14 protein-coding genes are annotated in these 14,181 nt (G+C 60.5%); 10 read left to right on the plus strand and 4 right to left on the minus strand.

Annotated elements, in window-relative coordinates:
• Positions 1-281 precede the first annotated feature (281 nt).
• Positions 282-833, plus strand: a complete 552-nt coding sequence (locus tag FBY04_RS20940; RefSeq protein WP_084320251.1) for a disulfide bond formation protein B — start codon at positions 282-284, stop codon at positions 831-833.
• Positions 834-1,011: 178 nt separating this feature from the next.
• Positions 1,012-1,470 (plus strand): Rsd/AlgQ family anti-sigma factor, encoded by a 459-nt coding sequence (locus tag FBY04_RS20945; protein WP_007899333.1) that lies wholly within the window; start codon positions 1,012-1,014, stop codon positions 1,468-1,470.
• Positions 1,471-1,534: 64 nt separating this feature from the next.
• Here FBY04_RS20945 and FBY04_RS20950 read toward each other — a convergent pair whose 3' ends face one another.
• Complete coding sequence (locus tag FBY04_RS20950; protein WP_145316673.1) at positions 1,535-2,200, minus strand: FKBP-type peptidyl-prolyl cis-trans isomerase; 666 nt, start codon at positions 2,198-2,200, stop codon at positions 1,535-1,537.
• Positions 2,201-2,392: 192 nt separating this feature from the next.
• Here FBY04_RS20950 and FBY04_RS20955 point away from each other — a divergent pair, with 192 nt between their 5' ends.
• Positions 2,393-3,595 carry an AlgP family protein gene (locus FBY04_RS20955; protein WP_084320255.1) on the plus strand — a complete coding sequence of 401 codons (1,203 nt, stop codon included), beginning with the start codon at positions 2,393-2,395 and terminating at the stop codon, positions 3,593-3,595.
• Here FBY04_RS20955 and FBY04_RS20960 read toward each other — a convergent pair.
• Positions 3,592-4,056, minus strand: coding sequence for a TIGR02444 family protein (locus tag FBY04_RS20960; protein WP_145316675.1), 465 nt, complete (start codon positions 4,054-4,056; stop codon positions 3,592-3,594). The genes FBY04_RS20955 and FBY04_RS20960 overlap by 4 nt on opposite strands.
• A gap of 50 nt (positions 4,057-4,106) precedes the next feature.
• On the opposite strand from FBY04_RS20960, the gene FBY04_RS20965 reads away from it, so the two are divergent.
• The 5 genes from FBY04_RS20965 (at position 4,107) to FBY04_RS20985 (ending at position 10,191) form a co-directional block, all read left to right on the plus strand.
• Positions 4,107-6,017: an ATP-binding cassette domain-containing protein gene (locus FBY04_RS20965; protein ID WP_084320259.1), complete on the plus strand. Its 1,911-nt coding sequence runs from the start codon at positions 4,107-4,109 to the stop codon at positions 6,015-6,017.
• Entirely contained in the window at positions 6,017-6,598 is a 582-nt protein-coding gene (locus FBY04_RS20970) for a mechanosensitive ion channel family protein (protein WP_084320260.1), read from the plus strand. The genes FBY04_RS20965 and FBY04_RS20970 overlap by 1 nt, the downstream gene beginning before the upstream one ends.
• Positions 6,599-6,836: 238 nt before the next feature.
• On the plus strand, positions 6,837-7,469 hold the full coding sequence (rhtB, locus tag FBY04_RS20975; RefSeq protein ID WP_084320262.1) for a homoserine/homoserine lactone efflux protein: 633 nt from the start codon (positions 6,837-6,839) through the stop codon (positions 7,467-7,469).
• Positions 7,470-7,730: 261 nt separating this feature from the next.
• Complete coding sequence (locus tag FBY04_RS20980) at positions 7,731-9,629, plus strand: FTR1 family protein (RefSeq protein ID WP_084320264.1); 1,899 nt, start codon at positions 7,731-7,733, stop codon at positions 9,627-9,629.
• A 106-nt stretch (positions 9,630-9,735) separates the two neighbouring features.
• The gene (locus FBY04_RS20985) at positions 9,736-10,191 is read left to right on the plus strand and encodes a YaiI/YqxD family protein (RefSeq protein WP_084320266.1); all 456 of its coding nucleotides are present in this window, start codon (positions 9,736-9,738) and stop codon (positions 10,189-10,191) included.
• A 119-nt stretch (positions 10,192-10,310) separates the two neighbouring features.
• Here the strand turns inward: FBY04_RS20985 and elbB are convergent, their stop codons facing one another.
• Entirely contained in the window at positions 10,311-10,979 is a 669-nt protein-coding gene (gene elbB, locus FBY04_RS20995) for an isoprenoid biosynthesis glyoxalase ElbB (protein WP_084320268.1), read from the minus strand.
• A gap of 115 nt (positions 10,980-11,094) precedes the next feature.
• Between elbB and FBY04_RS21000 the strand changes: the two genes are divergently transcribed.
• Positions 11,095-12,330, plus strand: a complete 1,236-nt coding sequence (locus FBY04_RS21000) for a sterol desaturase family protein (protein WP_145316677.1) — start codon at positions 11,095-11,097, stop codon at positions 12,328-12,330.
• Here the strand turns inward: FBY04_RS21000 and FBY04_RS21005 are convergent.
• Positions 12,311-12,943, minus strand: a complete 633-nt coding sequence (locus FBY04_RS21005; protein WP_084320272.1) for a DedA family protein — start codon at positions 12,941-12,943, stop codon at positions 12,311-12,313. The genes FBY04_RS21000 and FBY04_RS21005 overlap by 20 nt on opposite strands.
• A 208-nt stretch (positions 12,944-13,151) precedes the next feature.
• Between FBY04_RS21005 and hemB the strand changes: the two genes are divergently transcribed.
• Complete coding sequence (gene hemB, locus FBY04_RS21010) at positions 13,152-14,165, plus strand: porphobilinogen synthase (RefSeq protein WP_145316679.1); 1,014 nt, start codon at positions 13,152-13,154, stop codon at positions 14,163-14,165.
• Positions 14,166-14,181 lie beyond the last annotated feature (16 nt).

The following is a 14,181-nucleotide window of genomic DNA, read 5'->3' on the forward strand; positions in this document are numbered from 1 at the left end:
CTGAACCGACACGCCCATTTATTCGTTTAAAACCCATCCACGATTCGACCGCTTTGCGGTCGAGCGGGGGCACGCCCACTCGCCACGCGTAAGCGATTTGTGGCGCTTTCCTACAATTGTCCAAGGTGATCGGCATAGTCCTACAGAGGGCTACCTCTGATCCTCTCGATTCTGTCGGGAATTCCCTACACTTCTGTTGAAGTGTCCCTGCTGACCCGTCTTGTAAGGCTGGCGCGCTTTCCTCTACCGTAACCACTTGTCTCTACTGGTACGGAAAAGCCATGTCGCTGGCCTGCTCACGCTCCTTGTTTTTCATGGTTTTCGTTGCCGGCGCCCTGGCCTTGGGCGTTTCCTATTACCTGGAATATGCGGTCGGCCTCCAGCCGTGCGGCATGTGCCTGATGCAGCGGATGTGTCTGGCGTTGCTCACGGGTGTCTGTCTGATGGCTTCGGTGCATGGGCCCGGCCGTTTTGGTTCTTCCCTGTATTGGCTACTGGGTTTGCTCTGCAGTCTGACGGGAACCGTGACAGCGTGGCGTCAGGTGTTGTTGCAAGGCGACCCACTGCAACAGCTGTCCACGTGTTCGCCCGATCTGGCTGACCTGTTCGCAAGCAATCCCTGGGTTTACGTTGTGCAGCAGATGTTCAACGGTACGGCGGACTGCGCCCGGATTTCATGGACGCTGTTCGATCTGAGCCTGCCGGAGTGGAGCCTGCTGTTCTTTGTCGCGATGACAATTCTCAGTGTTCAGCAACTGCTGCGCGTTGTCTGGATCGCTTGGCGGCGACCGCTCAGCGGCGAGTCGTCGCACCCTGCGCTGGCGGGCGATTAAACACTTGTATGAACTTTATCTCCTGCGTACCTTGAAGCCACAGTCGCGCGGGCATAATCTGGCCCGCACGTGTCATTGGAATTATGTTGCTCGAATGACGCTCTGCCTGGCCGATTCTTGATCTTCAAGTGTGCGACAGGTGTAGGGCAGCATGACCCACAAGGGAAGAGAGATCACCATGCTCGAAAGTTGTCAGAATGCTCAGGAACGCTGGGGTGGAGTGCATCTGCTGATCGATCGCTGGTTGCAGGAGCGTCACGAACTGGTTCGGGCCTATGATGCTCTCGGCGCCAAGCCTGAGGCTCTGGGCGAGAACCGCAAGCCATTGCAGGAATTCTGCGGCGTGCTGGTCGATTACGTGTCTGCCGGGCACTTCGAGATCTACGAACAGCTGACGGGCGAAGCCAAGGCATTTGGCGACACTCGCGGCCTCGAGTTGGCCGAGACGATCTACCCGCGTATCGACGTCATTACCGAGAAGCTGCTCGCGTTCAATGACCTGTGCGATGCAGGCAAGTGCGTGGCAGAGAAATTCAAGGAACTGGGTGGCCTGTTGCACGAACGCTTCGAACTGGAAGACTGCCTGATCGAAGTGCTGCACACCGCTCACAAGGAAGAGGATTCGGTTCAAGCCTGAACCCCTTCCGGCAACACCCTTAAAAAACGGTGCGCTTATGCGCGCCGTTTTTCGTTTGCGCTGTTCAGCCGGTGGCACCGCGTAATTCGACTTCGAATACCAGCGGCGTGAATGGCTCGATCAAGTCGCCGGCACCGTCGGCGCCATAGGCCTGCGCCGATGGAATCACCAGCCGCCACTTCGCACCGACCGGCATGTTTTGCAGGGCGCTGCGCCATCCGCTGATCACACTGTCGAGACTGAACCACTGCGGCTGACTGTTCTGATCGAACACGGTACCGTCGGGCAGGCGACCGATGTACAGGACCTGGACCTTGCCATTCGGACCGGCTTTCGCGCCGGTACCTGGCACCAGCTCGGTCAGCAACACACCATCGGCCAGTTCGCGTACACTGGGTTTGGCTTTTTCCACCGCGAGAAAACGTTTCTCTTTTTCGAGGGCGACTTCGCTCTGCGGTGCGCTCTGTTGCAAAGCAACCTGCGCTTCATGCTCGGCCAGAATCTGTTCGATCTGCTCATCTTTCAGGGCCAGGGGTTGGCCTCGATAGGCTTGCTGCAATCCTTCGACCAGTGCCTGAAGTTGCAGGTCGGGAACCTCCTGGCGCAGGCGCTCACCGAGGCTTGCGCCCAGGCTGTACGCGAGATCGTGAGCTTCATTTGCCGTGGTTTTTTCGGCGGCCTGAGCCACGGAAAAAAACACGCACAGCGATAAAAAAAGGTAGCGCGACATCGGCACTCTCCGACCTGAGATGCGGCAGATTATGCCAGTGTGAATGCGTGCGACAGTGAACTTGTTTTACGCAAGCCCGGAAGATTTTCGATCCGTTGCAACGCAGCGCTTTCGATACTGTCAACATGCCCTAGCGGCGGTAGCAGCAGAGGTCTAGTATGAGCCGCACCCACGTCAGCCAGGAGGTAAACCATGTCGGCCACCAAGAAGCCTGTAAATACCCCGTTGCACTTACTCCAACAACTCTCGGGCAGCCTGCTCGAGCATTTGGAAACCGCTTGTTCACAAGCCTTGGCTGATGCTGAAAAACTGCTCGCCAAACTGGAAAAACAGCGAGGAAAAGCGCAGGAGAAATTGCACAAATCCCGCACCAAATTGCAGGACGCTGCGGCGGCCGGCAAGGCCAAGGCACAAGCCAAGGCGAAGGACGGAGTGAAGCAACTCGAAGACTTGCTCGACTCCCTCAAGGATCGTCAGTCCGAGACCCGCGCCTACATTCTGCAACTCAAGCGCGATGCTCAAGAAAGCCTGAAACTGGCCCAGGGCGTCGGTCGTGTACAAGAGGCTGTCGGCAAGGCGTTGTCCCTGCGTTCGGCCAAGCCTGCTGCGGCCCCCGCCAAGAAAGCCGCTGCCAAACCGGCTGCTGCAAAAGCACCGGCCAAACCTGCTGCCAAGGCGCCGGTGAAAGCTGCAGCAAAACCTGCCGCCAAGCCTGCGGCGAAAAAACCGGTCGCTGCCAGCGCTGCAAAACCGGCTGCTAAATCGGCCGCCGCCAAACCTGCCGCCAAGCCAGCCGCTGCCAAAACAGCCGCCGCTAAACCGGCTGCAAGAACCGCTGCCGCCAAACCTGCTGCGGCGAAAACTGCGGCTGCAAAACCGGCTGCAAAAACCGCCGCTGCCAAACCTGCTGCGGCGAAAACCGCGGCCGCTAAACCGGCTGCAAAAACCGCTGCTGCCAAACCTGCTGCGGCGAAAACTGCAGCTGCCAAACCAGCCGCTAAAACCGCCGCTGCGAAACCTGTTGCCAAGCCTGCTGCAAAACCAGTCGCGGCAAAGACCGCTGCCAAGCCAGCCGCGAAACCCGCTGCTAAACCGGCCGCAAAACCAGCTGCAAAAACGGCTGCTGCCAAGCCAGCCGCCGCCAAACCAGCGACAGCCGCAAAACCAGCCGCAGCCAAACCAGCTGCAGCCAAACCGGCGGCAAAACCAGCCGTGAAAAAACCGGCCGCCGTTGCCAAGCCAGCCCCGGCTCCTGCTGCCAAACCAGCGACGCCAGCGCCGACGCCATCCGCTTCGGCCGCTCCTGCACCAGCAGCCTCCACCTCGACAGCCACCACTGCGCCAACGCCAGTGGCACCGTCGAGCACAAGCATCACCCCAACCAGCGCTTCCTAAGTGCCGGTTGCCGCGACGCGCAGCTGATGCAGCGCGTCGCGGTCCGGGTGGGCGGCGTCCGCCGCCACACCCTCCAGCCAGGCCGATAAATCGGTCGCCTCATTCTGCGGCCAACTCTGCGCCGATCGCTCCAGTCGCAACAACAGATGCCGTTCGGCTTCCAGCTCCAGCGCTTTCACTTGTTCGCGTAACGCGTTCAGTTCCGCATCTCCAGTCGCGATGACTTTCCATTGCAGGCGCAAGGCGCGCAGCGGTCGAACGACATCCGTGTCCCAGGGTTCAGCCACGTTGCGAAGCTGCTGCAATCGTTGTTCGTTGCAGGCGATTCCTCGCTTCCCGAGCCACAGCCCACACAACAACAGGCACACATTCGCCCCCGCCGACTGCAAGGTCAGGCATGCGGCTTCAACGCCAGGACGGGCGTAAGTGCCAAGGGAAAAGCTCCACAGGTCAGAGGACATAGTGCTACTCGCGCCAGTTGCGAGCGAAGCTGGTAGACTCCGCCGCCATTATGATTCGACTTCAGAACCTGACTTTACAGCGTGGCCCGCAACGTCTGCTAGAAGACGCCGAGCTGACCCTGCACGCCGGCCACAAAGCCGGCCTCATCGGTGCCAACGGCGCCGGCAAATCGAGCCTGTTCGCCTTGATTCGGGGCGAGCTGCACCCGGACTCGGGTGACTGCTTCCTGCCGGCCGACTGGCGTATCGCCCACATGCGCCAGGAAATCGAGACGCTCGAACGCCTGGCGGTCGACTACGTGCTCGATGGCGACCTGCGCCTGCGCGAGGTGCAACGTGACCTCGCCGCAGCCGAAGCGGCCCATGACGGTGCTGCTCAGGCCCGTCTGCACTCGGAACTCGACAGCGCCGACGGTTACACCGCCGATGCTCGCGCCCGCAAGCTGCTGGCTGGCCTGGGGTTCACCAACGAGCAGATGGATCGTCAGGTAGGAGATTTCTCTGGTGGCTGGCGGATGCGTCTGAACCTGGCGCAGGCATTGATGTGCCCCTCGGACCTGTTGCTGCTCGACGAACCGACCAACCACTTGGACCTCGACGCCATCATCTGGCTCGAAGAATGGCTGAAAAGCTATCCCGGCACCTTGCTGCTGATTTCCCACGACCGGGATTTCCTCGATGCCGTGGTCGATCATGTGGCCCATGTCGATCAACGCAAGATCACGCTCTATCGCGGTGGTTACAGCGCTTTCGAACGCGCCCGTGCCGAACGTCTGGCCCAGCAGCAACAGGCCTACGAAAAGCAGCAGGCGCAACGTGCGCACATGGAAAGCTACATCGCCCGCTTCAAGGCCCAGGCGACCAAGGCCCGTCAGGCCCAGAGCCGGATCAAGGCGCTGGAGCGGATGGAAGAGTTGTCCGCCGCTCACGTCGATTCGCCGTTCGACTTCGTCTTCCGCGAGTCGACGAAGATTTCCAGCCCACTGATCGACCTGTCCGACGCCCGCCTGGGCTACGGCGACAAAGCCGTGCTGGAGAAGGTCAAACTGCAACTGACGCCTGGCGCGCGCATCGGTTTGCTCGGCCCCAACGGTGCGGGTAAATCGACCCTGATCAAAAACCTCGCCGGCGAGCTCTCGCCGCTGGCCGGTCGACTGACCCGTGGCGAAAACACCGTCGTCGGTTACTTCGCCCAGCATCAGCTTGATTCCCTGGACTCGAAGGCCAGCCCGTTGCTGCACTTGCAGCGCCTGGCGCCGACCGAACGCGAGCAGACCCTGCGCGACTTCCTCGGCGGCTTCGACTTCCGCGGTGCGCGTATCGACGAGCCGGTACTGAATTTCTCCGGTGGCGAAAAAGCTCGCCTGGCCCTGGCGTTGATCGCCTGGGAGCGTCCGAACCTGCTGCTGCTCGACGAACCGACCAACCACCTGGACCTGGAAATGCGCCTGGCGCTGACCATGGCCCTGCAGGAATTCAGTGGTGCGGTGCTGGTGGTCTCCCACGATCGTCATTTGCTCAAAAGCACCACCGACAATTTCTATCTGGTGGCGGATGGCAAGGTCGAGGAGTTTGACGGTGACCTGGAAGACTACGCCCGTTGGCTGGTCGACTACCGTCAGCGCAATGCCCCGGTCAGCAACACGCCGGTCAATCCGGACAAGACTGACAAGAAGGCCCAGCGTCAGGCCGCCGCCGCATTGCGTCAGCAACTGGCGCCGCACAAGCGTGAGGCTGACAAGCTCGAAGCCGAACTCGGCAAGCTCCACGAGAAACTGGCGAAGATCGATACCAGCCTCGGTGACAGCGATATTTACGAGCCGGCGCGCAAGAACGACCTGCGTGATCTGCTGGCTGAACAAGCCAAGCTGAAGGTGCGCGAAGCCGAGTTGGAAGAAGCCTGGATGGAAGCGCTGGAATTGCTCGAAAGCATGCAGGCGGAGCTGGAGGCGCTGTCCTGATGGAAGCCTTCAAGCTGCCGTTGCCGGCGATGTGGGTCGAGCCGATCTGGCTGGTCGTGCAAATTCTGCTGATCCTGCTGGCCGGTTATATCGCTCAGCGCGTCGTCGCTAAATGCCTGACTCGATTGGGCGAGCGCTACCCGTTTCCGCCGCAGTTTCTGATGCCGCTGCGGGGCGGTTTGCGCTGGCTGATCATGGGCAGTGCACTGATTTTCGTGCTGGAGCGCCTGGGCGTGTCGGCGACTGTACTCTGGACCGCGTTGTCCGGTTTTGTCGCGGTGGCCGCGGTGGCGTTTTTCGCCATGTGGAGCGTGCTCTCCAATCTGCTCTGCGCGATCCTGATCTTTACCGTCGGCCCCTTCCGTATCGGTGATGTGGTCGAGTTGGTGGACACCACTGACAAGCCTGGCGTCAAAGGCCGGGTGGTGGCGATCAATCTGCTTTACACCACGCTGGTCGAAGCGGAAGAGCTTGGGACTGGCAGCGCGATGGTGCAGGTGCCTAATAGCCTGTTCTTCCAGCGCTCGGTTCGACGCTGGCGGGGTACGGATGTGTTTTCGTCCGGCGGGTTTGAGAAGTAAGCCTTCTGTTGTCTGACATACCGCTTTCGCGAGCAAGCCCGCTCCCACATTTGATCAGTGTTGTTCACAAATTTTGTGTTCACTAAAGATCCAATGTGGGAGCGAGCTTGCTCGCGAAGGGGCCCTGGAGTCATAAAACGCTGGTCGACCATCGCAATATCCTGCAAAAAATCGATAGTCATCGGCCCAAAGCCGCATTAGCTTAGACGTCTGTCACGAGTCTGAGTCGAGGTGTGCGATGGAGCTTCAAACATGGCTGGCGTTTTTTGCGGCCTGCTGGGTGATCAGCCTGTCTCCCGGTGCCGGCGCCATTGCGTCGATGTCCAGCGGTCTGCAGTACGGTTTCTGGCGCGGTTACTGGAACGCCCTGGGCCTGCAATTGGGCCTGGCGGTACAGATCGCGATTGTCGGCGCCGGTGTTGGCGCGATCCTCACGGCGTCGGCCACCGCGTTTTATGCGATCAAATGGTTCGGCGTGGCGTACCTGGTTTACCTCGCGATCAAGCAATGGCGCGCGCTGCCCAGCGACATGAGCGACGACGCGGCGGTGCGCCAGATCGGCAAGCCGATGGCTTTGGTGTTCCGTGGTTTCCTGGTCAACATCAGCAACCCCAAGGCCCTGGTGTTCATGCTCGCGGTTTTGCCGCAGTTCATCGACCCGCATGCGCCGCTGCTGATTCAGTACCTGATCATTGGCGTGACCATGGTCTGTGTGGATCTGATTGTCATGGCCGGTTACACCGGTTTGGCGTCCAAGGTGCTGCGCTTGTTGCGCACGCCCAAGCAGCAAAAACGCATGAACCGGACTTTTGCAGGATTGTTCATTGGCGCGGCGGCGTTCATGGCGACGCTGCGTAAAGCCGCGGTGTAAAACCGTCAGGCACAAAAAAGGCGACCCTGGAGGTCGCCTTTTTTCGTTCCCATGTCATAGAACTGTAGGAGCCGGCTTGCTGGCGATGCACACGCCACGGTGTTTCAGTAACACCGTGTTGATGCCTTCGCCAGCAAGCTGGCTCTTACAAAGAGCGGCACAGAATCCCCGGCGGCATCCGCATTTCACACAACAAAGCTTGAGTGAAACTCATTCGAAGTGAACAATGTGTTACTTCGTATTTCCAATTGAGATTCATTCATGACTGCCCCGTCCCGTTTCCTGGCCTGGCTGGTATTGCCGCTGTTTGCCTTGTGCAGTTCCAACTTGCTGGCCGACACCGTGGAAGGCGCGCCGCAAGCGCTGCATATGCTCGACTACATTGGCGCGGACTACCCGCAATCTGTGCAAGCGGGCAAGGTCATCAATGAGTCCGAGTACCGCGAGCAGCTGGAATTTACCAAGGCGCTGCAAGGCTTGATCGCCGCCATGCCGGACAAACCGGAAAAGGCGGGGCTGGAGCAGGGCGTCAGCACGCTGCACAGCGCCATCGCTGCTCGGCAGGACGGCGCGGACGTCGCCCGTCAGACTCGGCAATTGGGCGCGAAGCTGGCCGTGGCTTATGAAGTCAGTCAGGCGCCGATCATTACACCGGATCCGACCCGGGGTGCGCCGCTGTACGCCCAGCATTGTTCGGTCTGCCATGGCGATACGGGGGCCGGGGATGGTCCGGCCGGTGTCGGTCTGACGCCGCCGCCGGCCAATCTGCGCGACGTCGGGCGCCAGGATCGATTGAGCCTCTATGGGATCTACAACACGTTGGGGATGGGCGTAGAAGGCACAGACATGCCGGCCTTCGCCGATCAGCTGGACGACCGTCAGCGTTGGGACCTGGCGACCTATATCGCCAGCTTCAGTGCCGATCCGGCCGCGGCACAATCCGAAAAAACCTACAACATCGCCGACCTGGCCCGTCAGACCCCGGCCGAAGTGCTGGCCGCCGAAGGTCCGCAAGCGGCAGCGACCTTCCGCGCCCAGCGTTCGCAACCGCCGCAGGTCAAACGTGGCCCGGCGCAACTGCTCGACTACACCGCTGCAACCCTGGACAAGAGCGTCGCGGCCTATCGCGCCGGCGATCACGATCAGGCTTATGACTTGTCGGTCGCGGCGTACCTGGAAGGTTTCGAACTGGTCGAAAGCTCTCTGGACAACGTCGACGCCAACGTGCGCAAAGACACTGAAAAATCCCTGATGGCCTACCGTCAGTCGTTGCAGGATGGCTTGCCGGTGGCCGAGGTCCAGCAGCGTCTGGATGCAGCCAAAGCCAGGTTGAAGCAATCTGCCGGCCTGCTGGGCAGCGAGGGTTTGAGCTGGTCGCTGAGCTACATCTCCGGTCTGCTGATTCTGCTGCGCGAAGGTCTGGAAGCGATCCTGGTGCTGGCGGCAATCCTCGCGTTCCTGCGCAACACTGGCCAGCAATCGGCGGTGCGCAGTGTCAACGCCGGTTGGGGCCTGGCGCTGTTGGCCGGTCTGGGGACCTGGGCGCTGGCGGCGTATGTGATCGACGTCAGTGGCTCGCAGCGTGAGTTGCTGGAAGGCGCGACGGCGTTGTTCGCCGCGGTCATGGTGCTCTGGCTCGGCGTGTGGATGCACGACCGTCGCCACGCAGCGGCCTGGCAGGATTACATCAAGAGCAGCCTGGTGGGCGGCGGCGGTCGTTTCGGCTTTGCGACGCTGGCATTCTTCTCGGTGTATCGCGAGCTGTTTGAAGTGATCCTGTTCTACGAGACCTTGTGGTTGCAGGCCGGGCCAGCGGGGCATAACGCGGTGTTGGCGGGTGGTGCCACGGCGCTGGTGCTGCTGGTGGGGCTGGCGTGGGTGATTCTGCGGGGCTCGGCGAAACTGCCGCTGTCGCTGTTCTTCAGCATCAATGCCGGGCTGCTGTGCGCGCTGTCGGTGGTGTTTGCCGGCCACGGCGTGAAGGCGTTGCAGGAAGCCGGGATCTTCGGCACGCGGCCGGTGCCGTTCTTTGAGTTCGACTGGCTGGGCATCCATGCGGATGCGTATTCGCTGAGTGCTCAGGCGGTGGCGATCATTGCGATTATTGTGTTGTATGGTCGTAGCTGGATGGCGGAGAAGCGGCGGGTGCAGGTTTCTTAAAAGCATTCGCTGCGCTCACATTCGCGGGCAAGCCCGCTCCCACAGGGATTAACGCTAACCTTGTGGGAGCGGGCTTGCCCGCGATGCTTTTAAGAGGAGGAACACAATGCGTGTGTGGATTGATGCCGACGCCTGCCCGCGGGCGGCCAAGGATCTGGTGGTGAAGTTCGCCCTCAAGCGCCAGTTCGAAGTGGTGCTGGTGGCGGGGCAGCCGCAGATCAAGCCGGGGCTGGCGCTGGTAAAGCTGATCGTGGTGCCGAGTGGCCCGGATGCGGCGGACGACTATCTGGTGGAGTACGCGGTGCCCGGTGAACTGGTGATCTGCAGCGACGTGCCACTGGCCGACCGGCTGGTGAAGAAAGGCGTTGCAGCGCTGGACCCTCGGGGAAAGGAGTTCGACGCGCAGAACATGGGCGATCGGCTGGCGGTGCGCAACCTGTTCACCGACTTGCGTGAACAGGGGCAGATGAGCGGCGGCCCCGCGCCGTTTGGCGAGCGTGAGAAGCAGGCGTTTGCCAATGCGCTGGACCGAATACTCACGCGGTTATCGCGCAAGTCTTGAGCCTGGCAATATTCAAAATGTGGGAGCGGGTTTGCTCGCGAATGCGGTGAGTCATTCAGCATTGATGTTGACTGATACACCGCATGCGCGAGCAAGCCCGCTCCCACATTTGATCCGTGTCAGGCGTCGTTTTCGTGGGTCAGTTCGAGGACGCGGTCGACCAGTTTGTTGATGCCTGACGCGGCTTCGCTGATCGATTGCGCGAGCATGTAAGCCGGAGTGCTCACCAGTTTGCGCGCCTTGTCTTCAACGATGTCCGTCACCGCGCAGTCTGCATGTGTGGCGCCCATCTTGTTCATCGCCGCGGCAGTGTCGGCATCGTTGCCGATGGTGCAGGTCACGCCCGGCCCATAAATCTTCGCGGCCAGCGCCGGGGAGATGCAGATCAGCCCGACCGGTTTACCCGCTTCGGCAAACGCTTCAGCCAGCGCCAGGACTTGCGGTTGAACCGTGCAGCCGGCGCCTTCGATCGCGAAGTTCGACAGGTTCTTCGCCGCGCCAAAACCACCCGGCACGATCAGCGCGTCGAAATCCTCGACGTCGGCCTCACGGATATCCTTGATGTTGCCCCGGGCGATCCGCGCCGATTCCACCAGCACATTGCGTGTCTCGGGCATCTCTTCGCCGGTCAGGTGGTTGATCACATGCAATTGCGCGATGTTGGGGGCAAAGCACTGCACCTGAGCGCCACGCTGGTCCAGGCGCAGCAGGGTGATCACACTTTCGTGGATCTCGGCGCCGTCGTAGACACCACAGCCGGAAAGGATCACTGCAATTTTTTTGCTCATGGGTTTTTCTCCAGATTCATGGCGTTAAATGTCCACTAATTTGTCACTCGTTGCCATAGGGTTAATTCGCGGCTAAACATAGGATCTGTCCTCAAGATTCCGATCAGGGCGCGTCATGGACTTCATTCTGTATGCGGTGCCGTTCTTCTTTGTGCTGATTGCCGTCGAACTGCTGGCCGACCGTTGGCGCGGGGTGAGCAATTATCGGGTGGCCGACGCGATCAACAGCATCAGCACCGGCGTGCTGTCCACCACCACGGGCCTGTTGACCAAGGGTGTGGGGCTGGTGACGTACGCATTTGCCCTCAAGCACCTGGCGCTGTTCGAGCTCTCGGCCGACAGCGTTTGGGTCTGGGTGTTTGCCTTCGTCCTCTATGACTTCTGCTACTACTGGCTGCATCGCATGGGCCATGAACGCAATATTCTCTGGGCGGCGCATTCGGTGCATCACCAGAGCGAGGACTACAACCTCTCCACGGCGTTGCGCCAGACCAGTACCGGGTTTCTGCTGAGCTGGATTTTCTACCTGCCGATGGCCGTGCTCGGCGTGCCGCTGCTGGTGTTCATCAGCGTCGCCGCGCTTAACCTGCTGTATCAATTCTGGGTGCATACGCGACACATTCCCAAGCTTGGCTGGTTCGAGTGGTTCTTCGTCACGCCGTCCAATCATCGGGCCCACCATGCACAGAACGCTCTCTACATGGATCGCAACTACGGCGGGGTGTTCATTATTTGGGACCGTCTGTTTGGCTCGTTCCAGGAAGAGGACGACAACGAACCGGTGATTTTCGGCGTGACCACGCCACTGGCGAGCTGGAATCCGTTGTGGGCAAACGTGCAGTTTTACGCGCAGCTCTGGGATGACGCGCGACGGGCTGAAAGCAAATGGGACAAGCTGCGGATCTGGTTTATGCGCACCGGTTGGCGTCCGGCCGACGTGGCGGCGAAGTACCCGATGAACAAGCCGGACTTGAGCCAGTTCCGCAAATTCGAAGTACCGCTGGACGGGCGCCAGCAGATTTACGTCGTGCTGCAGTTCTGCGTCTACATCGCGCTGGGCAGCTACTTGATGAACATCGAGCAGCATTTGCCGACCGCTGCATTGGTGCTCGGCTGGAGTGCGGTGGCATTGGGTCTGTTTACGTTGGGCGTGGCCCTGGAGAATCGCCCATGGGCGTTGAAGCTGGAGCTGCTGCGGCTGGCATCGAATGTGCCGCTGGTATGGCTGGCGCCGATGGTCGGGCTGTGGCCGGCCAGCGCGGTGGGCTGGGTCGGCCTGCTGAGTTACAGCCTGCTCAGCGGAATCGGTCTCTACTGCTGCAGAAACCGCTTCACTCGGTTGGCGTCTTGACCTCGGCGGCCTTGGCCTGTTCGGCTTTCAAGGCCTGCTCGTCGGCGTAGATCTGCTTCGCCAGACGGGCATTCTTGAATCGCCGGCGCAGCCACAGCACGAAGCCCAGCACCAGCAGGGCGCCAAGCACCCATAGCTCGTACTTCTTGACGCTGCCCAACATGCCTTCGAGTACCGCGCCGAAGTGATAGGCCGCGGCGGCCAGGGCGCTCGCCCAGATCGCGGCGCCAATCCCGTTCAACAACAAGTAACGTCCTGGTGGATAGCCCGACAGGCCGATCGCCACCGGCATCACCGTGCGCAAACCATAGACAAAACGGAAGCTCAGCACCCAGATGTCCGGGTGCCTGCGGATGTGTTCCAGAGCCCGGTCGCCCATCATCTGCCAGCGGGGTTTGCGCGCCAGCAACTTGCGGCCGTGCTTGCGCCCCAGGAAGTACCACAGCTGATCGCCGGCATAACTGCCGAAAAAAGCCACGACCACCACCAGGTTGATATCCATGTATCCACGGAACGCGAGGAAGCCTGCGAGCACCAGAATGGTTTCGCCTTCGAAGAACGTGCCGAGAAAAAGGGCAAAGTAGCCGAAGTCATGCAGAAATTGTTGGAGCATTGTCTGGGTGCTGGCGAAATGAACGCGCAGCCTAACCCTTCGTGCACATTCATGAAAGTGTCCAAATGTGTCTCGACGTGAACATTTCCTACAAGGACAATGGAATGCGGCTACGTGACGCAGGGATGCACATAACTGTAATACGTTGGTCATAATGGCCGCTTATAACTGTCACGCTCGCCCGTTAGCGCGGGCTCAGGAGTCTGCCGTGAGCTTTACCCCTGCCAACCGTTTGTTTCCTGCAACCCGCCTGCGTCGTAACCGCCGTGATGAATTCTCGCGTCGACTGGTTCGTGAAAACGTTCTGACTGTCGATGATCTGATCCTGCCGGTGTTCGTGCTGGACGGTGAAAACCGTCGCGAGGCGGTGGCCTCGATGCCGGGCGTTGAACGCCTGACCATCGACCTGTTGCTGGAAGAAGCAGCCAAGTGGGTCGAACTGGGCATCCCGGCCGTGGCGCTGTTCCCGGTCACACCCCCCGAACTCAAGTCGCTGGATGCCGCCGAAGCCTGGAATCCCGATGGCATTGCCCAGCGCGCCACCCGCGCCCTGCGTGCGCAGTTCCCTGAACTGGGGGTGATCACCGACGTTGCGCTGGACCCGTTCACCACCCACGGTCAGGACGGTATCCTCGACGAAGCAGGCTACGTGCAGAACGACATCACCGTCGATGCGCTGGTCAAGCAGGCCCTGTCCCACGCCGAAGCCGGCGCTCAGGTGGTGGCCCCGTCGGACATGATGGACGGTCGCATTCAGGCGATCCGCGAAGCCCTCGAACTGGCCGATCACGTCAACGTGCGGATCATGGCCTATTCGGCGAAGTACGCCAGCGCCTATTACGGCCCGTTCCGCGATGCGGTGGGTTCGGCACTGAACCTGGGCAAGGCCAACAAGGCCTCCTATCAGATGGACCCGGCCAACAGCAACGAAGCCCTGCACGAAGTGGCGGCGGACTTGTCAGAAGGCGCGGACATGGTCATGGTCAAGCCAGGCATGCCGTACCTGGACATCCTTTACAGGGTCAAGGAAGAATTCAAAGTGCCGACCTTTGTCTATCAGGTCAGCGGTGAATACGCCATGCACATGGCGGCGATTCAGAATGGCTGGTTGAGCGAAGGGGTTATCCTCGAATCCCTGACCGCTTTTAAACGTGCAGGCGCTGATGGCATCCTGACTTACTTTGCCGTTCGTGCTGCTCAATTGTTACGAGAGCAAAAATAGCCCTCCCAGGAACATT

The organism is Pseudomonas sp. SJZ080, assembly GCF_007828295.1.
Lineage (GTDB): Bacteria > Pseudomonadota > Gammaproteobacteria > Pseudomonadales > Pseudomonadaceae > Aquipseudomonas > Aquipseudomonas migulae_A.